The sequence below is a fragment of the Phocaeicola coprocola genome (genome assembly GCF_041333015.1).
Lineage (GTDB): Bacteria > Bacteroidota > Bacteroidia > Bacteroidales > Bacteroidaceae > Phocaeicola > Phocaeicola coprocola.
This window is the reverse complement of sequence record NZ_JBGKGM010000004.1, coordinates 276,689-302,764: the sequence shown is the minus strand read 5'-3', so window position 1 is coordinate 302,764 and position 26,076 is coordinate 276,689. Positions and strand designations below refer to the sequence as shown.

The following is a 26,076-nucleotide window of genomic DNA, read 5'->3' as shown; positions in this document are numbered from 1 at the left end:
TTGTGTAGTTTAAGCTCGGATTGAAGTCAGACAATAGGAAAAATAATTAACATGAATGCTGGAAAGATAATACGCTTCTAGCTACAATTTTTGAATAAGATTATTGTGTAAATTTAGCCAATGAGAACAACGGTTTTAGGTATAATAGGCAGTTTCATCATAATGCCTGTCTATGGTCAGCATTTTGTTAAAGGAAAAATCATAGATTCAGAAAATGCAGTAATGCCGATGGTAAATGTGGCATTTCTGAATCAGTCAGACAGTACGCTTGTAACAGGTGCGGTATCAGACTCTTGCGGTATATATAGCACATCACTCGATGGTGGCTGCTATATTATCCGCTATTCCTATCTGGGCTATGAGACGCTGTATAAGAATATACTTGTTAATGCGGACATTACCCTGCCGATAGCTCGGATGGAGTTCTCACAAACTGAACTCGAAGGAGTGGAGATTACAGCGTACAGGAAACCTTTCAAACTGAACCGGGATGGAATTACTGCTGATGTGCCGAACACTATCCTTGCCAAACAAACCACTCTGAATGATCTGCTTTGTAAGATACCAGGTATACAGCAGCGGGGTGAAGCCATTGAAGTGATAGGAAAAGGTACACCTACGTATTATATCAATGGCAGGGAGGTTACAGATCAAACGGAACTGAATAATCTGGCTATTGACCAGATTCAGTCTGTCAGACTGATGACGAATCCTGACACACGTTATCATTCGGAGCAGCGTGCGGTAATTGAAATCAAGACCAAACGTCTGGGAGAAGGACTTGCCTTTAATGTCAGCGGTAATCTGTTGCAGGGCAATCATTTCAGCCAGAATTACCGGATGAATGGAAGCTACAACTATAAAGACTGGGATTTCTTTTTTTCTTGCAATTATGATCGTGGAAAGAAGGATTCGGATCTTGATATTTATCAGCAGACTCAAAGTGATACTATCTGGAATCTTACTAATTTGAGTCAAAAGCAGATTTTTAACGAAAGCCATGCTTATACGGGTGGTGTTTCTTATCATTTTTCACCAGAATCGGAGGTTGGATTGAAATATGAAGGCAAATACAGCGAAGGTAATACATTCTCAAATGAAACTCTTTCCATGATACCGGATAAGGGTGTTTCTACTTTTATTAAGAATCTCAGTGATGTGTCCGACAAGTCCGTCAGCAACCATTTTAATCTGTATTATATAAACGACTGGAAGAATGGCTGGAAAATGAACGTATTCGGTGATTATCTTCACAAGACTGATTGTAGCCGGGGGAATATTCGTGAATGGGAAAGCGACGATGCAGAAACGTCTATGGACTATCACCGTAAAGCAGACTGGGATTTGTTTGCTGCCAAATTCAGCTTGTCGTATGAAACCGAGAAAGCGGGAACTTTCAGCTTGGGATATGATTTTAGTCATACAAGCGGAACAGACTATATAGAATATATCCGTGCGTTGAATAATGGCCGTACTCGTAATACAGAGCTGAAGAATTCTCTCTACCTGTCATACGATTATGCATGGAATAATCTGTCGCTGGGAGCAGGCTTGCGTTACGAACACATACGAAGTGATCTGAGAGAAACCAATGATAGCAAAAGTCAGAACCAGACATATCACAATTTTCTGCCTTCTGTTTCGTTAAGTTATAATACGGAGAGTCTGCAACAGTCTCTTACTTACTCCATTCATACGGAGCGTCCTCCTTTTGGTGTAATGAATGATAATGCCGTGTATACAGACCGGTTTACCTATCAGAAAGGAAATCTTTACCTGAAACAGGCTCTGACTCATGACTTGAACTATATGCTGTTTTATAAGTTCCTGTTCTTTAACCTGAATTATACCTGTACGCACAATCCGCTGGTAACAGCATTTTACAGTATGCCGGGAAATTCGGCGGTTACGGTCAGCTACATGGATAATTTTGATAAACTGCATAATCTGACGGGTATGATAAACCTGCAATATCCGGTGAAGTGGTGGATACCTTCACTCACGCTTACCTGTATGAAAACATTCTTCAATTATCCTGGACCGGATGGAAGTATGCTGAAATCAGGTCGTCCTTTGATGATACTGAATTTCAACAATAGCTTCACTCTTCCTTCCGGATTCTTGTTATCTGCCGATTTTAATTATGGTTCCAGAGGTTATTATCAGCTGTACGAATCGAAGAGTTACACGTCTCTGAATCTGAGTCTGAAAAAATCATTTCTGGATGACAGGCTTCAGCTTTCGCTCGATGGGTATGACCTTTTCAATAAGAACAAAATACGCAGTGCAGCCCGTTTGAATGATATTATCATGAACAGTATCGGAAAGGAAGACACGCGGAAGGTTGGCTTTACTGTTACATACCGCTTCCGGACAGAACGTACAATGAATAACCGCAGTGCGGCTGAAAATGAAATGTCACGATTGAACATGAGTGAATAAAAAACGCAGAATGAACTGCATCCGGCGATATATGGTATTAAAATTTCTTTTGCTGATAATAATGCCTGTTATGGGGCAGCAGAAGGAAGATAAGGAAATTAAGCTGAATGAAGAAGCTGTAAAACTCATTCTGTTTGATTTCCTTCCGGGCGGCATGGATTATAATAAACCTCAGGAAGCTCCGCTTGAAAAGAAATGGATGGAGTTTAAGAATCCTTTTGACGAAGGAATACCTCGAAATCTGACGGATACTTTTATGGTAAAGAAGCCGAAGAAATATATCCGTATGTGTCCTTATTCTATTTGGACTAAACGAGGAGAAGATCCTGTTTATGATGTGACAATGGAAGGTCGTCCTCCTGAACTCATCATGAAAGAAGGACCAGATTTCAGTAAAAGGCTTCAGACAGACTACGGACGCACTCTTAAACCATCAGCGGGTAGAACGTATGATATGCTGAATAATTCAACTACCATTGAAGTGGGAAAAATTTTCAAGAAATATATTAAACCTATTTTCAAAAAGGATAAAAAGTAGAGCCTCAAATAATGGGATATGTATTCTAATGAGTTTTGAGATAAATGTCAGTCTATTTGATATATTGCTTTTCGGGTATTAAAATAGATTAAGATCTGGCTGTTATATGAATTATTTCATCTATATTTGAATCCATAACTCAAACTATGAAGAATATGAAGTGGAGAAACATCATGCTATTATCACTTCTTTGTTTGTCTTGTGCAGGACTTTATGCTCAGGAAAACATGAAAGTAAATAGTATTAAGCAAGAAAAAGACAGTCTGAAAATATTGTCTGAGGGTGCCGTCGTTTTTCCACAACCGGGTGGATATGCTGCCGATTTCAAGGAAAACACACTGAGTAATCCGGTAAATGAGATACCGGACGGACAGAAAATAGAGATTAAATTGCGCAAGCCTTTCTATATACCTCCTTATTATACAAATCCTTCTCCCAGATTTTATGGAGATTATGCGACGGGTGGACAAATCCTTCCTAATTTTTATGGCAGTGGTATGCAGGAAACATTGCCTGGTCTGGGAAGAGTAAATCAGGCCTCGTTCTTTTATCGTTATGACCTGAATGATTATTTTTCTATTCAGGCGGGAGTGGATGCGGTAAAGTATAATTTCCCGAAGAGTGTAGGACAGTCTTTGGGAGTTTCCGGTATCGTAACATACCGTCCTGCTGACAGACTCCATATAAATGTTTTCGGCTCATATTCTCCGGATAACCGTTATGGTTTTAACAGGAGCGCATTCGGAGCTACTATGGGCTATGATTTTACCGACCGGTTTGGTATGGAGGTAGGAGCACAGAGATATTACGATCCCCAACGGGGATGGCAGACTGTTCCGATTGTTACACCTTACTATAAATTCAATAAATTCGATTTAGGCATCGATGTTGGTGGAATTCTCTATGAAGTATTAAGAAGTGTCATGATTGACAAGCGGGGCGGATCACCGGTTATCATGCCTCCCGGGAGATAAGTTTGCAGGCTGTATGTAAGGTTGGAAATATTCATGTAGAGATAAAAAATGAAAAATATACAGAAAATATTGTGGTTGGGCTTATTGGTATCTGCCGTCGGATGCAATAGCGGAGTCTTTATAGACGATTATTTGCCTGAAGTTCCGGTGGTGCAGTTGTCGGAAACAGATTCTGTTGCCAGAATAAATTTTAAGTCGGATAACTGGGATATCCTGAATATATATGGAGCCTCTGAAAATGTGTGGGGAGTAGTTTGTGACCTTGAGGGAAAACCTGATGGAAGAAACCTGCCTTTGGAGAATGGAGCCAATGCCGTTATAAAGTTGGGTTATGAATATTGCAACTTCAGGGTAGAGAAGAGGAATGGCAGAGAACTTTGTATTTATGCGGGAGAAAACATGAACAGGTCGGCTCTTGACGTTGAAATAATTGTCGGCAATGAATATGAGATGAAATCTATTCCAGTGTCGTTGACCCAAACCTCAAAATACGAAGTAGACAGTATTGTATATGATTGGAAAAGCTTGTTATATTCTGACAATACGCTGGAACCTGACTATTCGCTGGTAGTGAATAACAGCAAATCCGATCAGCCGACAAGCTGGCACTTCACTCCGTTGGAAACATCTTTTTCGCGTGAAGTTTCTTTTAGAAATAAAGATGGAGTAAATGAAGAGGAACTGTATAAACGCTTTTTGGGTACTCCTTTGCCATTGGTAGTCATACCCGATTTCGTAGATAAACAACCGGTTCTGGGAAGTACAAAGGCAGAGGTCGGAGTCAATTCTCAGGAAATTAAAACTTCCATCGAATCCGATCTGGCAGGTAAGGAATATGTCATTCCTCCCGGTGAAAAATGGAAAATTTCAGTCTATTATATGATTGAGCAATATTGGATAGATTATAAACTGTACATTTCCATTCCTTCTACAGGAAGAAAGCGGACTTTTGAAGGGAAACTTTATAGTAAGGGGCTGTACGACTTTTGTATAATTCCTGAAAAAATAGAATGAGATGAGTGGAAAAACTAGCAGACTTATACTTCTGTGTCTGTTTCTGTGCCTGTCTGTTTGTGCGGTGGCAGGCGAAAAAGACAGTACAGACAGAAAGATGATTCATATGGTAGGAGTTGATTTTCGTCCTGCCTATACATTTCCTACAAACGGATTCTTTAAAGGCGTGAATGCAGCTCAGACTCCGGTCAGAAAGACCTTTTCCGGACATGTGAAGTATGGATTCAAGTTTTCGCCCGACACTTATTGGGGGAAAATATACCCGCATGCCATACAGGGAATCGGAGTGGGGTATAATACTTTCTTCAATTCTAAAGAAATAGGAAATCCTCTGGCTGTTTATGCATTCCAGACTTCCCGGATAATGAGTATAACCCCTCGTTTGTCTTTCGACTATGAGTGGAATTTTGGAGCGTCTTTCGGATGGAAGAAATATGATGAGGAAACGAATCCTATGAACAATGTAGTTGGTTCGAAAATAAATGCGTATATCAACTTTGGTCTGCTGCTTAACTGGCAGATTGATGCCCGTACGAATCTGCGGGCAGGAGTAGGTGTGACACATTACTCAAACGGCAATACGGGATATCCCAATTCCGGAGTCAATACGATAGGCGGAAGTATCGGATTGATACGTTATTTCGGCAGTAAGGAGAAACTTGAGTTGCATGACAAGGCTTATACTTCCTGCCGGAACAGGAAAACGTTTGATCCGTATATAAGTTATGACCTTATTGTGTACGGTGCGCTAAAGAAAAAGGGAGTATTCCCTACAGAAAGTTCTGCGGTGCTTGTTCCCGGTTCTTTTGCTGTTGGCGGATTGAATTTTAATCCGATGTATAATTTCAGTCATTACTTTCGTGCCGGTCTGTCGCTGGATGCGCAGTACGATGAGAGTGCTAACATAGCCGACCACATTGCCAATACGATAAGTGGTCCTGATGCAGAGAATATTCGCTTTCATCGTCCTCCTTTCAAAGAACAGTTTGCAGTGGGCGTTTCCCTCCGTGCTGAGATTGTAATGCCTGTCTTTTCCATTAATTTAGGTGTAGGGCGGAACGTCGTCTGCAAAGGAGCAGATACGGATTCGTTTTATCAGGTAGTAGCCTTGAAAACGGATATTACCAGAAATCTGTTTCTGCACGTAGGATACCAACTCTATAAATTTAAAGATCCTAATAACCTGATGCTGGGACTGGGGTTCAGATTTAATGCGAAAAGATAATCGACTTAGATATAATTGCTACTGATTTAAATCTCTGTTATACTATGAAAAAACTGTTTTGCCGATAGGTGCTTTGGCTTTGTATTCATCGGCTGTTGCACAGCAGCAGTCCGGTCGTCCGAATGTACTGCTTATTTATGCTGACGATATAGGTTATGGTGACTTGAGCTGTAACGGTACTTCAGCAGTGCGTACACCCAATGTTGAAAAACTGGCCTCTGAGGGAATCCGTTTTACAAATGCCCATTGTGCTGCGGCTACAAGTACTCCTTCGCGCTATGCCATGCTTACGGGAGAATATGCCTGGCGTAGAAAGGGAACCGGAATTGCAGCCGGCAATGCTGCCATGATCATTACTCCCGACCGTTATACCATGGCCGACATGTTTAAGGAAGCCGGCTACCAGACTGGAGTGGTAGGAAAATGGCATCTCGGGCTGGGAAATGAAACAGGAAAGCAAGATTGGAATGGAGTGGTAAAACCTAATCCAGCTGATATCGGTTTCGATTATTCTTATATTATGGCTGCTACGGCAGACCGTACTCCTTGTATCTTTATGGAAAATGGTAGAGGGGTAGGGCTCGATCCTGATGATCCTGTATATGTAAGCTATACCGAGAATTTCCCCGGTGAACCTACAGGAAAAGATAATCCGGAGCTTTTACGTATGCATCCGTCACACGGACACGATCAGTCTATCGTGAATGGTATTTCTCGTATCGGATACATGAAAGGTGGAAAGAGTGCTTTATGGCGAGATGAAGACATAGCTGATAGCATAACAACTCATGCTATCCGGTTTATAGAAAACAGCCAGAAGTCGGGAGAGCCTTTCTTCCTCTATCTGGCAACCAATGATATTCATGTACCTCGTGTACCTCATGAACGTTTTGCCGGAAAGAGTGGATTAGGACCTCGTGGAGATGCTTTGTTGTCTTTCGACTGGACTGTAGGACAGGTGATGGAAACATTGAAAAAACTGAATCTGGATGATAATACTATTATAATTCTGTCCAGTGACAACGGTGCTGTTATTGATGACGGATATAAAGATCAGGCAGTAGAGCTGCTGGGAAATCATAAGGCTACCGGGGTATACAGAGGTGGTAAGTATAGCAGTTATGAGGGAGGTACAAGAGTACCTTGCGTTATTCGCTGGAAGGGAAAGATTCCTGCTGGAGTATCAGACAATCTGGTAAGTCAGATCGACTGGCTTGCATCGTTTGCTTCGATGTGTGGAGTAAATTTACCGGAAGGTAGTGCGCCCGATAGTGAAAATCATCTGGATTCATGGCTTAAGGCTGATGTGAAAGGCCGCTCTTGGGCTGTGGAACAGAACTTGCATAACAATTTATCGATAACGGATGGTGTGTGGAAGTATATTCCTGCGGCAAACGGTCCTGCTGTCAATAAGCAGACCAATACAGAATTGGGGAATAATCCAAAGGCTGATCAGCTATATAATTTGTTATCCGATCCGGGAGAGCATTCTAATGTAGCAGAAGAAAATAAGGAGCTTGTTCAGAAAATGCGTGATGAGCTTATACGCATTGTAGAAAGCGGGTTGCATATTCAGCCGGGGTATTTCATTTCTAAATAAGTAAGTTCTCTTGTTTCCTACATTTCAGGTGAGGAGAGGAATGAGGATGTATTAAGAAGACTCCCGAAAGGTTACTGGTTTGGAGTAACTTTTCGGGAGTTTATGATTATGGAGGAAATATACTTTGTTTCTTGAAAATAGATTTGTCGGTCGTTGTGTCAGGCAAAGTAAAAACTTAGAAAACGTCTGTTATCAATGTTGTATAAAGTGAATATTTTGTATAAGAATATGGTTCTTATAATTGGATTCATACTTTTTCAGACTTATTTCTCGGACGTTTTTTGTAAGTGCGCCTTTTCCCTTTATCTTTTCCGGAAGGATTTTTCTTGCGTGCTTCCCGTGGTGCATATTCCGGAGCTTCTCCCAGTTCGTAAGGAACAGGAATCTTATAGATATCTTTTTCCAGGAAGTTCTCTATCTGCTTGAATTTGGACTGTTCTGTTTCACTGACAAAAGTAATGGCGCATCCGTCGTTATTGGCGCGTGCTGTACGTCCGATACGGTGTACATAATCTTCGCTATCATTAGGAACATCGTAATTAATAACCAGTCGGATATCATCTATATCGATACCGCGCGCTACAATGTCGGTTGCTACCAGCATACTGATACGTCCGTTGCGGAATTCATGCATAATGGCGTCTCGCTGATTCTGTTCCAGATCGGAATGCATTTCTCCTACGTTCAGATTCATGCGCTTCAGTGACTTGGCAACTTCCTTAACTTTCAGCTTGGAGGAAGCAAATATAATTACGCGTTCTGGCTTTTGCTGGCTGAAAAGGCTTTCTATTATACCCAGCTTTTGGGCTTCATAGCAAATATAGGCTGCCTGAATAATTTTTTCTGCTGGTTTTGATACGGCCAGCTTGACTTCTACTGGATTTTGCAGGATGGTTTTGGCCAGTTGCTGTATTTTAGCCGGCATGGTAGCCGAAAACATGATGGTCTGCCGTTTCTTGGGCAGATATTTTACTATCTGCATAATATCATCGGCAAATCCCATATCGAGCATACGGTCGGCTTCGTCGAGTATGAAGAACGAAACTTTCGACAGGTCTACATAGCCTAAGCTCAGGTGACTGATCAGGCGGCCTGGTGTAGCGATCACTACGTCTGCTCCAAGTGTGAGCCCTTTTTTCTCCTGCTCGAAGCGGATTCCATCGTTTCCACCATAGATAGCAACACTCGATACAGGCATGAAGTAGGAGAAGCCTTCCATCTGCTGGTCTATTTGCTGCGCCAGCTCACGGGTGGGTGACATGATTATGCAGTTGATTGCATCGGCAGGATATCCTCCTTTACTCAGTTCGTTTATAACCGGCAACAGGTAGGCTGCCGTTTTTCCTGTTCCGGTTTGTGCTACACCTATAAGGTCTTTTCCTTCCAGGATAACCGGAATGGTGTGTTCCTGAACGGGAGTGCACTCCCGGAAATTCATGGCATCGAGTGCTTGTAGTACACTGTCTTCTAAGTTCAGTTCTGAAAACTTCATATATATTGTTTCTTCAAAAAATCAACTGTTACCTCGTTCGTCGAGGTATGAATCCTTAAATCCTAAAAAGTATAATACTCCGTCCAGTCCGATGGTATTTATCGACTGTTTTGCATTGGCTTTTACCTTGGGTTTGGCATGAAAGGCAATGCCAAGTCCGGCTACAGAGAGCATAGGAAGATCGTTTGCTCCATCTCCCACGGCAATAGTCTGTGCGATATCTACATTTTCTACTTGTGCGATGAGTTGCAGTAATTCGGCCTTGCGCTTTCCGTCTACGATATCACCAACATAACGTCCGGTGAGTTTGCCGTCTACTATTTCCAGATTGTTGGCATATACATAGTCGATGCCGAAACGTTCTTTCAGGTAGTTGCCGAAATAAGTGAATCCTCCCGACAGGATAGCTATCTTGTAGCCGTAACGTTTCAGTACATACATCAGTCGCTCTACTCCTTCAGTGATAGGCAGATTCTCGGCAATGTCTTTCATTACACTTTCGTCCAGTCCTTTCAGCAAAGCTACGCGCTCTTTGAAGCTTTCGCGGAAGTCTATTTCTCCACGCATAGCACGTTCGGTGATTTCCTGTACCTGTTCACCCACACCAGCACGTTTCGCCAGTTCGTCTATTACTTCTGTTTCGATAAGCGTGGAATCCATATCAAAGCAAATCAGTCTTCGCATACGGCGGTACATAGTATCTTTCTGGAAAGAAAAGTCCATTTCGAGCGTACTGCTTAAACGCATCAGTTCTCCCTGAAGCTCGTCAATGTCACGAGGAGTTCCACGTACGGAGAATTCAATACATGCACGTACACTGGCTTTTTGTTCGTCCAAAGGAACACGACCTGTCAGACGACGGATGGCATCGATGTTCAATCCCTGGTTCGCCAGAATTTTGGTTGCGCCTGCTATTTGTTGGGCAGTCAGTTTTCTTCCCAACAAGGTGAGAATATATCTGTTTTTACCCTGCATACTTACCCATTCTTCGTATTCTTCGCGTGAAATAGGGTAGAACCGGATGTTTATTCCCAATTCGGAAGCCTTGAACAACAGGTTTTTCATGATGTTACCCGAATCTTGTTCGCTGCATTTAAAAAGAATACCCAGCGAAAGAGTGCTGTGAATGTCTGCCTGACCGATATCCATTATGTCTACATCATATCCTGAAAGGATATCTGTTATGGAGGCAGTAAGCCCCGGACGGTCCAGACCGCTGATACGTATTAATACGAGTTCGGTATTTGTCTTATCCATGTATATAATGCTGATATTAGTTGCAAATATACTGTTTTCTCATAAACTTGCATAGATATTTGTGAAGATTCTGGACAACCTGAAATATGAAAATATGTTGCAAAACATAAAATATAGCATTTTTATTAGGTCATAAAATAAAAAGTGCTTATCTTTGCGGCAGATTTCTCAAAAATATGATATGAATCTTCGTTAGTAAGATGCATTTCATCAAGCAATGTTCCGGGTAGAAATCACTGTGAAAGGGCAGTCCCGGATAGTATTAACTAAAATCAAATTACATGATTAAAAGTGTAAAATGGTTTTTTGTTGTATTAGTTATTGGTTCCCTAATCTCTCTTAGCTTTAGTAAAGAGAGTATCCCTGCAGAGAAACTGAAGTTGGGTGATGCAGCCCCTCAGTTGATGCTTTGCGATTCAGTGCAGCTGCTCGACCTGCACGATGCCCGTGAGGGTTATACGTTGTTGAGCTTCTGGGCAAGTTACGATGCGGCGTCCAGAGAAAAAAATGCTGCATTGGCGCATCTGGCAGATAAACATAGCCAGATAAAGATGATTTCTGTTTCTTTCGACCGTTATGTTTCGGTTTTCAACGCAACGGTAAAGCAAGACGGACTTTTGAAGAACGACTGCTATGTGGAAACAGATGGTTCCGATTCGGAAATATTCCGGGCATACGACCTGGAGCGCGGTTTTAAGAATTATCTGATAGATAGCCGCGGAATTATTGTGGCAAAAAATGTAACCGCAACCGAATTGGCTTCTTACCTGAATTAATGATAAGGTGGGAAGGTGGAGTAGATGAATTTTGAATACAACAAAAAGCAAAAAGTTGTCCTGATTTCAGATTTTTCTGAAGCGGGCAACTTATTTTTTTGTACATATTTTCAGAAAACATCGAGAATTATTGTATAAAAGATGCTGATGTTTTTCCCCTTATTACGTGTTGTTTTTTTTTATAGCCTTTTTGCCCTTTACGTATGGATCGTTTTTATCTGCTTCAGCAAACATCTTTTCGATGGAATGTAAAGGCAGCGTGGATGACGTAAAGGGCTAAAAGGTACAACTTTTCTTTATTTTGGAGCTTTGCGGTACAAATAAATGGCAATAAACAGATACAGTATGTTTGGAATCCATACGGCAATGGCAGGCATCATGTTTCCGTTTATGGCAAAGGTAGATGAAATGGTCTGGAACAGAATATACGAGAAACTGAGTCCCAGTCCGATACCTAAGTGCAAGCCCATTCCTCCTTTTACTTTTCGTGAAGACAGTGACAAGCCGATGGAAGTCAGAATAAATGCAGCAAACGACATGGCTATACGGCGGTGGTATTCTACCTCAAACTCCTTGATATTGGCAAAACCTCGCTGTTTCTGTTTACTGATGTATTCTTTAAGCTGAGGGCTAGTCATTGTTTCCTGCTGTCCGCGTGTGATAAGAAAATCCTGAGGTTCCATCTTTATGATAGAATCTAGGCGGTCGCCTCGCGTAATATATTCACGCATGCCTCTCATTTCACGTATCATGTAATCTCTGATAATCCAGCGGTGATACATAGTGGTGTCGTATGTAGCACGGCGTGCAGTAAGGTGTGATACCAGCTTATGGTCTTCAAACTTGTCAAGAGAGAAGTGGTAGCCGCTTTTACTGTAAGCATCGTATCGCTCCATGTAGGCAACTACTCCGCTGTCTACTTCAAGCTGAATGTTTCGTGCATAATCGGCTGATCTCTTTTTCTTGTAGCGCTCTTCGAATTTCAGACGGGTGACGCTTCCGGTAGGAATGACTTCCGTACCTAATACGAATGTTACGGCAGAAATGATTCCTGCCGAAATCATATAAGGGACCATAAGGCGCTTAAAACTCATTCCGGTAGAAAACATGGCAATGATTTCAGAGTTTTCCGCCAGTTTGGATGTGAAGAAGATAACCGCAATGAAGACGAACAACGGACTGAACAAGTTTGTATAATAAGGTATGAAGTTCAGGTAGTAGTCGAATACAATAGCCTTCAGCGGTGCCTTGTTATTGATGAAGTGGTCGATATTTTCGTTTACATCGAAAACTACGGCAATAGAAATAATCAAAGCAATGGCGAAAAAGTACGTTCCCAAAAACTTGACAATAATATAACGGTCAAGTCGTTTCAGCCATTTCTTCTTAAACAGTTCTTTCAGTTGGAATTTGCTTATCTGTTTCATTACCATGATTCTTTTTATAATCGTGTAGAAATGCGTTTCACCATAGCAGGCTTCCAGGTAGAGAAGTCGCCGGCGATGATGTGTTTGCGCGCTTCGCCTACCAGCCACAGGTAGAAAGCCAGATTATGTATGGAAGCAATCTGCAAGGCAAGCAACTCTTGAGCATGGAACAAATGACGCAGATAAGCTCGGCTATACATCGTATCTACATACGAAGCTCCGTCGGCTTCGATAGGAGAGAAGTCGTTTTCCCATTTCTTATTACGCATGTTCATGATGCCGTCTTTGGTGAAAAGCATACCGTTTCGTCCGTTACGGGTAGGCATTACACAGTCGAACATGTCGACTCCCCGTTCGATACCTTCCAGTATGTTTACCGGGGTTCCTACACCCATCAGATAACGTGGCTTGTCGGTAGGCAGTATTTCGTTGACTACCTCAATCATTTCGTACATCTTTTCAGTAGGTTCTCCTACTGCCAGTCCGCCGATAGCGTTTCCATCCGCATTTTTTGAAGCGATGTATTCAGCCGAACGCCGGCGCAGATCGGGATACACACATCCCTGTACAATCGGGAAGAGTGACTGCTGGTAACCATATTTAGGTTCGGTTTCATTAAAACGGGTAATGCAACGGTCCAGCCAGCGGTGAGTTAGTTCCATTGACTTCTTGGCATAATTGTAGTCAGCTGTACCTGGAGTACATTCATCGAAAGCCATCATGATGTCAGCTCCGATGGTACGTTCGATATCCATTACACGTTCGGGAGTAAACAGATGTTTAGAGCCATCGATGTGTGAACGAAATTCCACTCCTTCTTCTCTCATCTTACGGATGCCGGCAAGAGAAAATACCTGAAAACCTCCACTGTCTGTCAGCATCGGACGGTCGAAGCCGTTGAATTTATGTAGTCCACCGGCTTTTCCCAGTGTGTCAAGTCCGGGACGAAGGTACAAATGATAGGTATTTCCCAAAATAATTTGTGCCTTAATGTCTTCTTTCAGTTCGTGCAGATGAACGGCTTTCACACTGCCCAGTGTTCCCACAGGCATGAAGATAGGCGTTTCTATCTGCCCGTGGTCGGTTGTAATCAGTCCGGCACGGGCGTTGGAACGCGGGTCTGTATATTGTAATTCAAATTTCATGTTATAAGCGAGCTTTTACTTTTCTTCTTTTTTCTCGTCAGTCACGGTAAAATCTATGGCATCAGCTACTTTTTCGTCTGTCAGTGCCAGTGTAAGGACTTCTTTTATATCCTTTACATAGTGGAAGTTCAATCCTTTCAGGTACAATGGCTGAATCTCTTCTATGTCCTTGCGGTTTTCTTCGCAGAGAATAATATCAGTGATTCCGGCACGTTTGGCTGCCAGGATTTTTTCTCTGATTCCACCTACCGGCAATACTTTTCCACGAAGTGTAATCTCACCTGTCATAGCCAGGTTCGCTTTTACTTTCCGCTGGGTAAGTGCCGAAGCCAGCGAGGTAACCATCGTGATGCCGGCAGAAGGACCGTCTTTAGGAATTGCTCCTTCTGGTACGTGTATATGAATATTCCAGTTGTCGAAAATGCCTTCAGGCAGATCGAGCAGATGGGTATGTGCTTTCAGATACTCCAGAGCCAGCATAGCTGATTCTTTCATGACATCTCCTAAGTTACCAGTCAGGGTAAGTCGTCCACCTTTTCCTTTGCTCAAGCTGGTCTCTACGAACAGGATTTCTCCTCCTACGGCAGTCCATGCAAGGCCTGTTACTACACCTGCATATTCATTTCCCTGATACTTGTCGCGTGAATATTCCGGAACTCCCAGATATTGTCTGATATCGGCAGGTTTCAGTTCATGCAGCCCTTCGAACTTGTCGCTGGCAATCTCGAGAGCTATTTTGCGCATTACCTTGCTGATTTTCTTTTCCAGTTCACGTACTCCGCTTTCGCGTGTATAGTTTTCTATGATATACTCAATGGCAGGTTTGGTAAACTTTACATGTTCACGCTTTAAACCTGTAGCCTCCATTTCTTTCGGGATAAGATGGCGGCGGGCAATTTCTATTTTCTCTTCGGTGATATATCCACTTACTTCAATCAGCTCCATACGGTCGAGCAACGGAGTCGGAATCGTACCCAGATTGTTTGCCGTAGCAATGAACATGACTTTCGACAAATCGTAGTCGAGATCAATGTAATTGTCGTGGAACGAGTTATTTTGTTCCGGGTCGAGAACTTCAAGCATAGCTGAAGCTGGATCTCCCTGACGGTCACTGCTTAATTTATCTATCTCATCGAGGATGATAACCGGATTTGAGGCTTCTGCCTTGATAAGACTTTTAATGATACGTCCCGGCATTGCTCCGATGTATGTTTTGCGATGTCCGCGTATTTCTGCTTCATCATGTACGCCTCCTAGCGACATACGTATGTATTTGCGCTTGAGGGCGGCAGCGATAGAGCGTCCCAACGATGTCTTACCAACTCCCGGAGGGCCGTACAGACAAATGATCGGTGATTTCAGGTCGCCTTTCAGTTTTAAGACAGCAAGATGTTCCAATATACGCTCTTTTACCTTTTCCAGTCCGTAATGATCTTTATTCAGAACTTTTTCCGCGTTGGGTATGTTCAGGACGTCTGTAGTATAGACCTCCCATGGCAATGCCAATAACGTTTGCAGGTAGTTGAGCTGTACGTTGTAGTCGGGCGACTGTGGATTGATGCGTTCCAGTTTCGAAACTTCGCGTTCGAAAACTTCGGCTACTTCTTTTTTCCACTTTTTCTCCTTTCCTTTCTTGCGGAGTTCTTCTATTTCATCATCCTGTCCGTGTCCCAACTCATCCTGAATATTCTTTATCTGTTGTTGCAAGAAATATTCACGCTGCTGTTTGTCAAGTTCTTCCCGTGTACGCATCTGAATATCTTGCTTCAGATTCGCCAACTTGGTTTCGCGGTTGAGCACTTGTATCAGATTGTACAAGCGGTCTTTCAGTGTATTCTGGTTGAGCAAATGAAACTTGTCTTCTATCGAAAGAGGGAAGTTTGTACAGATATAATCTACAAGAATGTGGTTCTTTGGTAAATTCTTTAAAGCGAAAGTGATATCCGGGCTTATCTGTTCTGATGCTTCGATATAATTATTGCTTAACTCGATGCAGGTGTCCATCAAAGCCTTGAATTCGTCAGAATCTGTCGGTTCCATCTGCTCTTCTATCAGGCTTACTTTTCCTCTCAGGTAGGGGCGTGTACCTGTTGCTTCATCAAGATGTACCTTGATGTTGCTTGCCTGAAGGATGACAGTTGTGTTTCCACCAGGCATTTCGAATACGCGTAATACGCGTCCGATAACAGCAACAGGATGCAAGTCTGATATTCCGGGATCTTCTACTTCTGCAACTTTTTGTGTGGCAATGATAATATGTTTTTTATCTTTCATCGCGTCATGCACAAGTTTCAGTGTAGTACGTCGGCCAGCAGTGACAGGCATGACTACGCTGGGAAACATTACCATGTTGCGTAAAGTCATGATGGGGAATTCCTTCTCCAGTTCATCTGCTGACAGATTTTCGGGAGCAGTTTCTATTTCTGTTACCATTGAAAGTTCATCATTTCCAGTTTTTATCGAACTGTCCGTTTCTATTTTCTTTCTTCTTACCATATTCGCGTTTTGTGTATTTTTAATAAGAGCATGTTTGAAAGCTCAAAAACGAGTACAAAGTTAATCATTCCACTTCGAATACGGAAGCGGATTTGTCGTAAATGCAATGTGTCAAACAAAATAAATGACACTTTTACACTGAAAAGCCATGTATTTTATTTATTTTTGACGGAAAATAAGAAATATAAGTAATATGCCTAATCCATATTTTAAGTTCAAGCAGTTCACGGTTTTTCACGATCGTTGCGCCATGAAAGTTGGTACAGACGGTGTGCTTCTCGGAGCATGGGTGCAAGTCGACACGGCAAAAAGGGTGCTTGATATAGGGACGGGAACAGGTTTGATTGCCCTGATGGTGGCCCAGCGTTCTGCTGCTTGTGTCGTAGGAACTGATATTGACGGGGAGGCTGTAGAACAGGCAATGGAAAATGTAAATGCATCACCGTGGAAAAATCGGATCTGTATCTGCCGGAAAGATGTTATGCAGATGAATGGAGAGGAATATGGAAGTTTCGATGTAATAGTGTCTAATCCTCCCTATTTTGTGGAAGAAGTACGTTGCCCGGATGAACGACGGGATACGGCACGGCATACGGGAAACCTTACATTTGGAAATTTGTTGACTGCGGTAGAAAAGCTTTTGACGGAAGATGGAGTTTTTTCTGTGATTATTCCGGCAGATGCTGGCGATTTCTTCGTTTCCCTTGCTGCGGAGAAACATCTTTATATACAACGGAAGACGTTGGTTCATACTAAACCTGGGGCTGAGCCTAAACGTGTGTTACTGGCTTTTGGTCGGAAGATATGTGCCTATGATACAGAGCATCTGGTTGTAGAGCTGGATCGTCATGTGTACAGCAAAGACTATATTGAACTGACGAAAGATTTTTATTTGAATATGTAGATACTTTTACGCCCTATACCTGAACGGAATAGGGCGTGATCTGGTTAAAATCTTTAATTTCTTTTGGATAGCCTGCGTAATAAGTTGTGGTTTATCTGCAAAAGTTCTTTGTGCTTACGCGTAATGGCTGATGTAATCGGGCGGCTACCTATAAAATCGGTAAAATGTTGAAGCACATTAAATGCCTCTACACCCGACTTTGTTTTCTGTGGAGCTATTACTTTAAGTCCTTTTGAAATAACTTCCACCTCAAGGTCTTTTCCTCCCATAGCGGGATCTCCGTCGAAATGGAATACTCCTTCCTTCGTGCGATGTATGGTAATCTTTTTTTCTTTCAGTGTCTTAATGCGGCTGTTTTGGTCAATTGTCTTGTTGAACAGCTGGAAAGAAAGTGCCGGGACATCCAGAACAGTAAAAGGCTCAAGTATAGTGATATCCATCATGCCATCCGTAAGTGACGCCTGGGGAGCTATATAGGCGTTGTTACCGTATTGTGAAGCATTGGCACATGCTATTAAAAAGGCCTTATAACGTACAGTGCCCGAAGAATTTTCTATCTCGTATGTTTCTGGCCGATAGGTAAGACTTTCGTGCAAGGTATTTTCAAGATAGGTGAGTAGTCCTCTCTTTCCTGAATCGGCGAATTTAAGGCTTACGAAAGCATCGAAACCAACTCCGCAGGTGCAGAAGAAAGGGCGACTGTCTATCGTTCCGTAATCGATGGTTTTAATATAGCCTTGATTTAAGACATCAATAGCTCCGCGTGCTTCCAGAGGAATGTGCAAATGTCTTGCCAATCCGTTGCCCGATCCGCAAGGAATAATTCCCATGGCCGTGTCAGTATGTATAAGTGAGCGTCCTATTTCATTGATAGTTCCGTCTCCTCCTATAGCTACCACGGTGTCTTTTTTCTCTTCGGCAGCCTGGCGGGCTATTTCGATAGCATGTCCGGCATATTCGGTTTTACGTATCGTATAATTATATAATGAGTGGTCTAGTCTTTTCTCTATCTGGTGCAAGATAAACTCTTTGCTGTGAGTGCCTGATATAGGATTGACTATAAATACTATTTCTTTTTTTGAATCCATTTTGCGGGTGGGTTGGTTTTTAAGTAAACAAAAGTACGACTATTTTGTTTATCAGATGGTATTTTTTATGTATAAATGATGTCAGAGAAGTTTTTTTTGCTTTAACGAGCACATGAAATAATGAAAATTATTATCTTTGCACACTCTTTTTTGAAATTGCCGGCATGAAGCGTCCGGTTAATATAAATAATGTAAGTCGTTCAGGGCTTACCAGCTATTAGAATATGGGATTATTACAAGACAAACTAAGTAAATTCAGAACACCTCAGATGTACATGGAGAGAGGTGTGTATCCTTACTTCCGCGAAATTGACAGTGCTCAAGACACAGAGGTAATTATGGATGGAAAAAAGGTTTTGATGTTCGGATCTAATTCTTACATGGGACTGACTCACGACCAGCGCATTATCGATGCAGCTATTGCTGCTACCCGCAAGTATGGAACCGGATGTGCCGGTTCGCGTTTGTTGAACGGAACTCTTGATATCCATGTGGAACTGGAAAAGGAGTTGGCAGAATTTGTGGGAAAAGATGAAGCGTTGTGCTTTTCTACCGGTTTCACTGTAAATGAAGGTGTTATCCCACAGCTTGCCGGACGCGGTGACTATATTATTTGTGATGACCGCGACCATGCTTCTATTGTCGACGGACGTCGCCTTTCTTTTGCTACTCAGCTGAAGTACAAACACAATGACATGGAAGCGCTGGAAAAAGAGCTTCAAAAATGTGAACCTGATGCTATCAAACTGATTGTTGTAGATAGCGTATTCTCTATGGAAGGTGATTTGGCAAATCTGCCTGAAATCGTTCGCCTGAAGAAGAAATACAATGCTACTGTATATGTAGACGAAGCTCACGGTCTTGGTGTATTCGGAAGAAACGGACGCGGTGTATGCGATCATTTTGGAGTAACTGAAGATATTGACTTGATTATGGGTACATTCTCTAAGTCATTGGCTTCTATCGGAGGTTTTGTTGCTGGTGATAAGGATGTAATCAACTGGTTGCGCCACAATGCACGTTCTTACATATTCCAGGCTAGTAATACTCCTGCTGCTACTGCTGCGGCAATGGAAGCTCTGCATATTTTCAAGACAGAGCCGGAACGTCAGGAAAACTTGTGGAAAATTACAAATTATGCATTGAAGCGTTTCCGTGAAACTGGCTTTGAAATCGGAGAAACAGAAAGCCCTATTATTCCGTTGTATGTGCGTGATACAGATAAAACTTTTGAGGTAACTAAGCTTGCTTTTGATGAAGGTGTGTTTATAAATCCTGTTATTCCGCCTGCATGTGCACCTCAGGATACATTAGTGCGTTTTGCATTGATGGCTACTCATACAAAGGAACAAGTGGACTTTGCAATAGAAAAGTTAACTAAATGTTTCAAACAACTGGATATATTGAAATAACATTATATTCGACTTTTTTAAGGACTTTTGAAAGGAGGTTTTACTATGGGAGCTGCTGGTAATAAAAAACCGAAAGGCATGCATAAAAAACATGCTCCGGCTTATCAAGTAGAAGAGGCCATTCATGAAAATGACCTGAAAAAAGGAAAAAAGAAATAAATCGTTTTGACGGTTTGTTTTAGAAAAAGGGTTATATTTAGAGCGTCCGATGCTTTGCAGAGGAGCTCGGATATAACCCTTTTGTTATTATTATGTTTTAACTTTAATGTGATATGATACTGAATGAAAGAGACAGTCGCCATGAGCAGGTGTTACAGATTGCTCAACAGATGATGATTGCTGCACGTACTGCTCCGAAAGCGAAAGGAGTAGATATCATTGAGGTGGCAATGGTGACGGAAAGTAATATTCGTATTCTTTCGGATACGATGAAGCAGATGTATGAGGAGAACGGGTTTAAGTTTTTCTTGCGTGATGCTGATAATATTCTGGAAGCTGAGTGTGTGGTACTGATTGGTACGCACGACCATCCGCATGGGATGAACTGCGGGCATTGTGGTTTCGCAACTTGTGGAGAAAGAGAAGATGGTGTTCCGTGTGCTATCAATAGTGTAGATGTAGGTATTGCAATAGGTTCGGCTTGTTCTGTTGCAGCCGATAACAGAGTAGATACTCGTGTTATGTTTTCTGCGGGACTTGCCGCACAGCAACTTGACTGGCTGGATGGATGTACGCAAGTGTATGCTATTCCTGTAAGTGCGTCCTCTAAAAATCCTTTTTTTGACCGGAAGCCTAAAAATCCGTAATAAGTTTTGCCGCAGGAAGAGCATGCTTACTTCCTGCGGTGATTTCTTTAAGCTAAAATAAATTTTTCTACTACAGCTGCTACACCATCTTCATCGTTCGATAGAGTAATATAGTCAGCATTTTCACGTACAACAGGTTGAGCATTTGCCATTGCGACTCCTAAACCTGCGTATTGTATCATAGAGAGATCGTTGAAGCCATCACCTACAGCAATCATCTCTTCTTTTTTCATATTTATTTCTTTCAGCAGGACAGAAAGGGAGCGTGCTTTATCGATACCTTTGGGAACCAGTTCCAAAAAATAAGGTTCGGAACGGAATACGCCCATCCGATCTTTCAAGTGGTCGTACATTTCTTTTTCCAATACAGCCAGTCGGGTAGGATCTCCAACTATCAGACACTTGGTGATAGGATGATTTATTGCTTTAAGAAAATTGTCTACTTTCTTAATTTTCATAACATTAAGCAATGCTTCTTTGAGAACGTATTCGTCGTCTGGATGCTCTGTCAGTACGTATTCGTTCTCGTAGCTGACGATGGCGAAATTATTGTCTTTGGCGCACTGGTATAAATAGGGAAGCACTTCGGGGTCCAGTAGGTTTTTATACATCATTTCACCGGTTTTCCAGTCGATGATTTCTCCTCCATTATAAGAAAGAATATATCCCTCATACTTGTCCAGTTCCAACTGGTTTGCCAATGGGACAACTCCGTAGGTTGGTCTTCCTGATGCAAGGACTATTTTGAGTCCGCGTTTTTGTGCTTCAATCAAAGTGGTACGTGTATGTTCGGTAATGACCTTTTTAGAATTGGTCAGTGTTCCGTCAAGATCGAGTACTAAAAGTTTATATTTCATAATTTGTAAAAGGTGTTTTTTGTCTGTGCAAAGATAGCATAAATCGAATTTTATTCTTATATTTCGAGATAACAAATATTAGAATCTGTAAAAAGCTTCAGCTTTTTAGTTAGGTTTTTGGAAGAGATTTTCTTGTTTAGAAGTATTGCAGTATAATAATATAAGGAGATAGGTGTTATGGATATCTTTTGGGATTTTGCTTTACGGCTTTTTGTTGCTGGTGCAATGGGAGTTTTAATAGGCTTGGAACGTGAGTATCGTGCAAAGGAAGCTGGTTATCGTACTCATTTTCTAGTAGCTTTGGGAAGTGCATTGATGATGATTGTTTCTCAATATGGATTTATGGAAGTGCTGAAAACGGATTTGATTCGTCTGGATCCGAGTCGGATTGCTGCACAGGTAGTGAGTGGAATTGGTTTTATCGGTGCTGGGACAATTATTTTGCAGAAGCAGATTGTTAGGGGGCTGACTACAGCGGCAGGTATCTGGGCGACCTCGGGAATTGGGCTTGCGGTAGGGGCTGGAATGTATGCGGTCGGGATATCGGCTACACTGTTGGTCTTGTTGGGCTTGGAAACGCTAAGTTATTTTTTTAAAAGCATAGGCTTACGTAATATGATGATTGATTTCTCTACAGATGACAAAGAAGCTATCAAAAGAGTATCTAAAAAGTTTAATACACGAAATTATGTGGTAGTATCTTATGAGATGACAGAAGCATATACAAACGGAAAGAATGTTTATCACGTAAGTATGGTAGTGAAAGCTAAAAGGATAAATGAGGAAGGGTTGTTGCTGATGTTTTTACAGGATTTTCCGGATATAACAGTTACTCGGATTATCTGATTGGTAGGCCGTTCATAAAAGAACAACAGGTTGCATCTATATATAAAAAAGATGCAACCTGTTGTTTTTATGAATCCAAATTGAATTTTAACCGATGAATACATTAACGGTCAGAAATATGCAATCGCCTTCTTGATTCATGTCAAAATCAATTTTATCTTCTCTTGCCAACCAGCCTATGGCTGCATTCAACTCTCTATCCGACAAGCCGGAAATTTCTTTTAATTGTTCATATTCCCAGTGCTTATTGTCCTTTAATATGTTCCAAACAATGCCTGCGTTTTCGCCAATTTGCGTTTTGTTCATGTGGTTGTGATTTAAATGGTTTATATTAGGTTTTTAAAATGGTCTGTAGCAAAAATAAGCTAATTCCGAGGATATTGTATGTCTTTTTGATGAATTGTTTTCAAAATGTTCGGTTTTTAACTTTAATTATACTCTGAATGTTTTTTGCTTCTGTAGAGTGGTATTTTTTTGTTTGATTAATCGGATTTTCTATTTTTTTTCTGTTAACTTTGCAAAACGTAAAAAAGAAAGATAAAAATTATGAGGAGGAATAAGGTAAATTGGGTGGTCCCTAAAGGGGTGGAATTGACCGAGTTGGACAAAAAAGTGCTTTATTATCAGAATAAAGGCCATGAGGTTCCTACCCGCAAATTGATTAAAACTCCTGAACAGATAGAAGGTATTCGCAGGAGCGGTATGCTGAATACGGCAGTATTGGATAAAGTGGCAGAGGTGATTCGTGAAGGAATGAGTACCGCCGAAATAGATAAGATAGTATATGATTATACTGTAAGCCATGGAGGAATACCTGCTCCTCTGAACTATGAAGGATTCCCGAAAAGTGTGTGTACCTCTGTAAATGAAGTCGTATGTCACGGTATACCTTCGGAAGAAGAGATTTTGGAAGAAGGGGATATTGTCAATGTAGATGTTACTACTATTTTAAACGGATATTACGCAGATGCATCTCGCATGTTTATTATAGGTAAGACTACTCCGGAGAAAGAAAAACTAGTTCGTGTTGCTAAAGAGTGTTTGGAAATAGGCATAAATGCTGCGCAACCTTTTTCTTTTGTCGGAGATATTGGAAATGCAATAGAAAAACATGCTAAAAAGAACGGATTTTCTGTAGTTCGCGATTTGTGTGGACATGGAACTGGTGTTGAGTTTCATGAAGAGCCGGATGTATTGCATTATGGAAGAAAAGGAACAGGTATGTTGCTGGTTCCAGGTATGGTTTTCACTATCGAACCTATGATTAATATGGGTACATGGGAAGTTTTTATAGATGAAGAAGACGGATGGACGGTAGTGACTGAAGATGAATTGCCTTCTGCGCAGTGGGAACATACGTTTGTTATGACCGACAATGGTCTGGAAATATTGACATATTAATAATGAATATATATTATGGATACTATTATATTAGGTATAGAGTCTTCTTGTGATGATACTTCGGCTGCTGTCATAAAAAATGGCGTTTTGTTGTCGAGTGTTATAGCGAGTCAGGCTGTACATGAATCTTATGGAGGAGTAGTTCCTGAACTTGCTTCCCGTGCCCATCAGCAAAATATTGTGCCGGTAGTGCATGAAGCTTTAAAGCGTGCTGGTGTAACAAAGGAGCAGCTTAGTGCTATTGCTTTTACTCGTGGTCCAGGATTGATGGGGTCTTTGCTGGTAGGTGTGTCGTTCGCAAAAGGTTTGGCGCGCTCTTTAAATATTCCGATGATTGATGTTAATCATCTGCAAGGACATGTGTTAGCTCATTTCATTAAAGAATCAGAAGAAGATGCTGATCAACCCAAATTCCCTTTTATTTGCTTATTGGTTTCCGGTGGAAATTCGCAGATTATCCGTGTGAATGCGTACAACGATATGCAGGTTTTGGGGCAGACTATTGATGATGCTGCGGGTGAAGCAATTGATAAATGCTCTAAAGTAATGGGATTGGGGTATCCGGGTGGTCCTATTATTGATAAGCTGGCGCGACAGGGAAATCCTCTTGCATATACTTTTAGCAAACCTCATATTCCAGGGTATGATTACAGCTTTAGCGGATTGAAAACATCATTCCTTTATTCATTACGCGATTGGTTAAAAGAGGATCCTGATTTTATAGAGCATCATAAAACAGATTTGGCTGCTTCGCTGGAAAAAACGATTGTAGATATCCTTATGGATAAACTGCGTAAAGTGGTAAAAGATACAGGTGTAAATGAAGTGGCTGTGGCGGGAGGAGTATCAGCAAACAACGGTTTGCGTAATGCTTACCGCGAGCATGCGGCAAAATATGGATGGAAGATATATATTCCTAAGTTTGGTTATACGACAGACAATGCTGCTATGATTGCCATTACTGGATATTATAAGTTTTTGGACAAGGATTTTTGCACAATAGACAAACCCGCATATTCACGGGTTACAATTAAGTAACATTAATCAAAGAAATTATTATGTCAGTAGAAACTAAAACACTAAGCAAGGAAATTAGTGAAATATTTTGGCGGGAAGGTTTTACATTGGCTACAGCAGAAAGTTGTACCGCAGGAAATGTAGCTGCAATAATAACAGCTATTCCTGGAAGTTCTCGTTTTTATAAAGGGGGAATTGTTGCTTATGACAATAAAGTAAAGCAGGATTTACTTCATGTAAAAGCTGAAACTTTGGAACAATGTGGAGCTGTAAGTGAAGAAACTGTTATAGAAATGGTAAAAGGCGCAATGCAGACACTTGAAGTTGATTACGCAATGGCTACATCAGGTATAGCTGGTCCGGCAGGAGGAACCCCAGAAAAACCGGTCGGTACAATCTGGATTGCTGCAGGTAATAGCGAAAAAGTAATTACTGCAAAGTTGACAGAGGATGAGGGAAGAGAGAAAAATATACAGGCTGCAACTAAAAAAGCCCTGCAATTATTGCTTGAACTCTGCCAAAATCAAGAAAATGAGTGATGAAACGATAATTAGTTACAGAAAAGCTTGTGTATATAAAATAAAATCACTTATTTTGCACTCCGTTTGAGAGAAATAGGAATAAAACTATAAAAACTAGATAGAAATGTCGAAAATTTGTCAAATTACCGGAAAAAAAGCCATGATTGGCAACAATGTTTCACACTCAAAGAGAAGAACTAAAAGAACTTTCGATGTGAACTTGTTTACTAAGAAATTCTACTATGTAGAACAGGATTGCTGGATTAGCCTGAATATCTGTGCTAACGGCTTGCGAGTTATTAACAAAAAAGGCCTGGACGCTGCGCTGAATGAAGCTGTTGCTAAAGGTTACTGTGATTGGAAAACTATCAAAATTATTGGTTAATTAAAAGGAGAGAAAGACTATGGCTAAGAAAGCTAAGGGTAATAGAGTACAGGTAATCCTTGAATGCACAGAAATGAAGGATAGCGGTATGCCGGGAACTTCTCGTTATATTACTACAAAAAACAGAAAAAATACCGCTGAAAGATTGGAATTGAAAAAGTACAATCCTATTTTGAAAAGAGTAACAGTACATAAAGAAATTAAATAATAAGAAACCATGGCAAAGAAAACAGTCGCAACCCTTCAGACAGGTAAAGAAGGACGTTCTTATACTAAGGTTATCAAAATGGTTAAGTCACCTAAGACTGGTGCTTATGTTTTTGATGAACAAATGGTTCCTAACGAAAAAGTTCAGGACTTCTTTAAGAAATAATATTATTTTCTGATAGATAAAAAAGTTCCTTTTGTCGGAAGACAAAGGGGACTTTTTTTATTGTTTCTATTCTCTTGTGA

General features: G+C 41.2%; 25 protein-coding genes. 17 read left to right on the top strand and 8 right to left on the bottom strand.

What is annotated here, in order from left to right:
* Positions 1 to 120: 120 nt before the first annotated feature.
* The 6 genes from ACDG22_RS11905 (at position 121) to ACDG22_RS11880 (ending at position 7,793) form a co-directional block, all read left to right on the top strand.
* A complete protein-coding gene (locus ACDG22_RS11905) occupies positions 121 to 2,442 on the top strand; it encodes an outer membrane beta-barrel family protein (protein ID WP_178270135.1) in 2,322 nt (773 codons plus the stop codon).
* 31 nt (positions 2,443 to 2,473) lie between these two features.
* Positions 2,474 to 2,980, top strand: a complete 507-nt coding sequence (locus ACDG22_RS11900; RefSeq protein WP_178270134.1) for a DUF4858 domain-containing protein — start codon at positions 2,474 to 2,476, stop codon at positions 2,978 to 2,980.
* 146 nt (positions 2,981 to 3,126) lie between these two features.
* The gene (locus tag ACDG22_RS11895) at positions 3,127 to 3,954 is read left to right on the top strand and encodes a hypothetical protein (RefSeq protein ID WP_007569511.1); all 828 of its coding nucleotides are present in this window, start codon (positions 3,127 to 3,129) and stop codon (positions 3,952 to 3,954) included.
* 48 nt (positions 3,955 to 4,002) lie between these two features.
* Positions 4,003 to 4,968: a hypothetical protein gene (locus ACDG22_RS11890; protein ID WP_178270133.1), complete on the top strand. Its 966-nt coding sequence runs from the start codon at positions 4,003 to 4,005 to the stop codon at positions 4,966 to 4,968.
* A gap of 1 nt (position 4,969) precedes the next feature.
* Complete coding sequence (locus tag ACDG22_RS11885) at positions 4,970 to 6,193, top strand: acyloxyacyl hydrolase (protein WP_007569513.1); 1,224 nt, start codon at positions 4,970 to 4,972, stop codon at positions 6,191 to 6,193.
* A gap of 58 nt (positions 6,194 to 6,251) precedes the next feature.
* Positions 6,252 to 7,793, top strand: coding sequence for a sulfatase family protein (locus tag ACDG22_RS11880; protein ID WP_007569514.1), 1,542 nt, complete (start codon positions 6,252 to 6,254; stop codon positions 7,791 to 7,793).
* 247 nt (positions 7,794 to 8,040) lie between these two features.
* Here ACDG22_RS11880 and ACDG22_RS11875 read toward each other — a convergent pair whose 3' ends face one another.
* Together ACDG22_RS11875 and serB are read right to left on the bottom strand one after the other, a co-directional pair.
* Positions 8,041 to 9,285: a DEAD/DEAH box helicase gene (locus ACDG22_RS11875; protein WP_178270132.1), complete on the bottom strand. Its 1,245-nt coding sequence runs from the start codon at positions 9,283 to 9,285 to the stop codon at positions 8,041 to 8,043.
* Positions 9,286 to 9,306: 21 nt separating this feature from the next.
* Positions 9,307 to 10,542, bottom strand: coding sequence for a phosphoserine phosphatase SerB (gene serB / locus ACDG22_RS11870; protein WP_007569522.1), 1,236 nt, complete (start codon positions 10,540 to 10,542; stop codon positions 9,307 to 9,309).
* Between the two features lie 281 nt (positions 10,543 to 10,823).
* On the opposite strand from serB, the gene ACDG22_RS11865 reads away from it, so the two are divergent.
* Positions 10,824 to 11,318, top strand: coding sequence for a thioredoxin family protein (locus ACDG22_RS11865; RefSeq protein ID WP_007569523.1), 495 nt, complete (start codon positions 10,824 to 10,826; stop codon positions 11,316 to 11,318).
* A gap of 296 nt (positions 11,319 to 11,614) precedes the next feature.
* Here ACDG22_RS11865 and ACDG22_RS11860 read toward each other — a convergent pair whose 3' ends face one another.
* Genes ACDG22_RS11860 through lon form a run of 3 tightly spaced genes read right to left on the bottom strand, consistent with a single transcriptional unit; the run spans position 11,615 to position 16,386 of the window.
* A complete protein-coding gene (locus ACDG22_RS11860) occupies positions 11,615 to 12,751 on the bottom strand; it encodes an LptF/LptG family permease (RefSeq protein ID WP_178270131.1) in 1,137 nt (378 codons plus the stop codon).
* An 8-nt stretch (positions 12,752 to 12,759) separates the two neighbouring features.
* A complete protein-coding gene (tgt, locus tag ACDG22_RS11855; protein WP_178270130.1) occupies positions 12,760 to 13,890 on the bottom strand; it encodes a tRNA guanosine(34) transglycosylase Tgt in 1,131 nt (376 codons plus the stop codon).
* A 15-nt stretch (positions 13,891 to 13,905) separates the two neighbouring features.
* Positions 13,906 to 16,386, bottom strand: coding sequence for an endopeptidase La (lon, locus tag ACDG22_RS11850; protein ID WP_007569527.1), 2,481 nt, complete (start codon positions 16,384 to 16,386; stop codon positions 13,906 to 13,908).
* A gap of 193 nt (positions 16,387 to 16,579) precedes the next feature.
* On the opposite strand from lon, the gene ACDG22_RS11845 reads away from it, so the two are divergent.
* Positions 16,580 to 17,290: a tRNA1(Val) (adenine(37)-N6)-methyltransferase gene (locus ACDG22_RS11845; protein ID WP_007569529.1), complete on the top strand. Its 711-nt coding sequence runs from the start codon at positions 16,580 to 16,582 to the stop codon at positions 17,288 to 17,290.
* A 53-nt stretch (positions 17,291 to 17,343) separates the two neighbouring features.
* Here the strand turns inward: ACDG22_RS11845 and ACDG22_RS11840 are convergent, their stop codons facing one another.
* Positions 17,344 to 18,378 (bottom strand): diacylglycerol/lipid kinase family protein, encoded by a 1,035-nt coding sequence (locus tag ACDG22_RS11840; RefSeq protein ID WP_178270129.1) that lies wholly within the window; start codon positions 18,376 to 18,378, stop codon positions 17,344 to 17,346.
* Positions 18,379 to 18,602: 224 nt separating this feature from the next.
* On the opposite strand from ACDG22_RS11840, the gene spt reads away from it, so the two are divergent.
* Positions 18,603 to 19,790, top strand: a complete 1,188-nt coding sequence (gene spt / locus ACDG22_RS11835; RefSeq protein WP_007569536.1) for a serine palmitoyltransferase — start codon at positions 18,603 to 18,605, stop codon at positions 19,788 to 19,790.
* Positions 19,791 to 20,062: 272 nt separating this feature from the next.
* The gene (locus ACDG22_RS11830) at positions 20,063 to 20,596 is read left to right on the top strand and encodes a ferredoxin domain-containing protein (protein WP_007569538.1); all 534 of its coding nucleotides are present in this window, start codon (positions 20,063 to 20,065) and stop codon (positions 20,594 to 20,596) included.
* A gap of 47 nt (positions 20,597 to 20,643) precedes the next feature.
* Here the strand turns inward: ACDG22_RS11830 and ACDG22_RS11825 are convergent, their stop codons facing one another.
* On the bottom strand, positions 20,644 to 21,453 hold the full coding sequence (locus ACDG22_RS11825; protein WP_007569540.1) for a Cof-type HAD-IIB family hydrolase: 810 nt from the start codon (positions 21,451 to 21,453) through the stop codon (positions 20,644 to 20,646).
* Positions 21,454 to 21,630: 177 nt separating this feature from the next.
* On the opposite strand from ACDG22_RS11825, the gene ACDG22_RS11820 reads away from it, so the two are divergent.
* Positions 21,631 to 22,299, top strand: a complete 669-nt coding sequence (locus ACDG22_RS11820; protein WP_007569542.1) for an MgtC/SapB family protein — start codon at positions 21,631 to 21,633, stop codon at positions 22,297 to 22,299.
* A gap of 87 nt (positions 22,300 to 22,386) precedes the next feature.
* Here ACDG22_RS11820 and ACDG22_RS11815 read toward each other — a convergent pair whose 3' ends face one another.
* A complete protein-coding gene (locus ACDG22_RS11815) occupies positions 22,387 to 22,605 on the bottom strand; it encodes a winged helix-turn-helix domain-containing protein (protein WP_007569544.1) in 219 nt (72 codons plus the stop codon).
* 240 nt (positions 22,606 to 22,845) lie between these two features.
* On the opposite strand from ACDG22_RS11815, the gene map reads away from it, so the two are divergent.
* From map to ACDG22_RS11785, 6 genes are all read left to right on the top strand, one after another.
* Positions 22,846 to 23,700 (top strand): type I methionyl aminopeptidase, encoded by an 855-nt coding sequence (gene map / locus ACDG22_RS11810; protein WP_118485094.1) that lies wholly within the window; start codon positions 22,846 to 22,848, stop codon positions 23,698 to 23,700.
* A 15-nt stretch (positions 23,701 to 23,715) separates the two neighbouring features.
* Positions 23,716 to 24,738, top strand: coding sequence for a tRNA (adenosine(37)-N6)-threonylcarbamoyltransferase complex transferase subunit TsaD (gene tsaD / locus ACDG22_RS11805; RefSeq protein WP_007569548.1), 1,023 nt, complete (start codon positions 23,716 to 23,718; stop codon positions 24,736 to 24,738).
* Between the two features lie 20 nt (positions 24,739 to 24,758).
* The gene (locus ACDG22_RS11800) at positions 24,759 to 25,256 is read left to right on the top strand and encodes a CinA family protein (RefSeq protein WP_007569550.1); all 498 of its coding nucleotides are present in this window, start codon (positions 24,759 to 24,761) and stop codon (positions 25,254 to 25,256) included.
* 106 nt (positions 25,257 to 25,362) lie between these two features.
* Positions 25,363 to 25,623: a 50S ribosomal protein L28 gene (gene rpmB / locus ACDG22_RS11795; RefSeq protein ID WP_007569552.1), complete on the top strand. Its 261-nt coding sequence runs from the start codon at positions 25,363 to 25,365 to the stop codon at positions 25,621 to 25,623.
* A gap of 19 nt (positions 25,624 to 25,642) precedes the next feature.
* Positions 25,643 to 25,831, top strand: a complete 189-nt coding sequence (gene rpmG / locus ACDG22_RS11790; RefSeq protein WP_007569553.1) for a 50S ribosomal protein L33 — start codon at positions 25,643 to 25,645, stop codon at positions 25,829 to 25,831.
* Positions 25,832 to 25,840: 9 nt separating this feature from the next.
* A complete protein-coding gene (locus ACDG22_RS11785; protein ID WP_007558249.1) occupies positions 25,841 to 25,996 on the top strand; it encodes a DUF4295 domain-containing protein in 156 nt (51 codons plus the stop codon).
* Positions 25,997 to 26,076 lie beyond the last annotated feature (80 nt).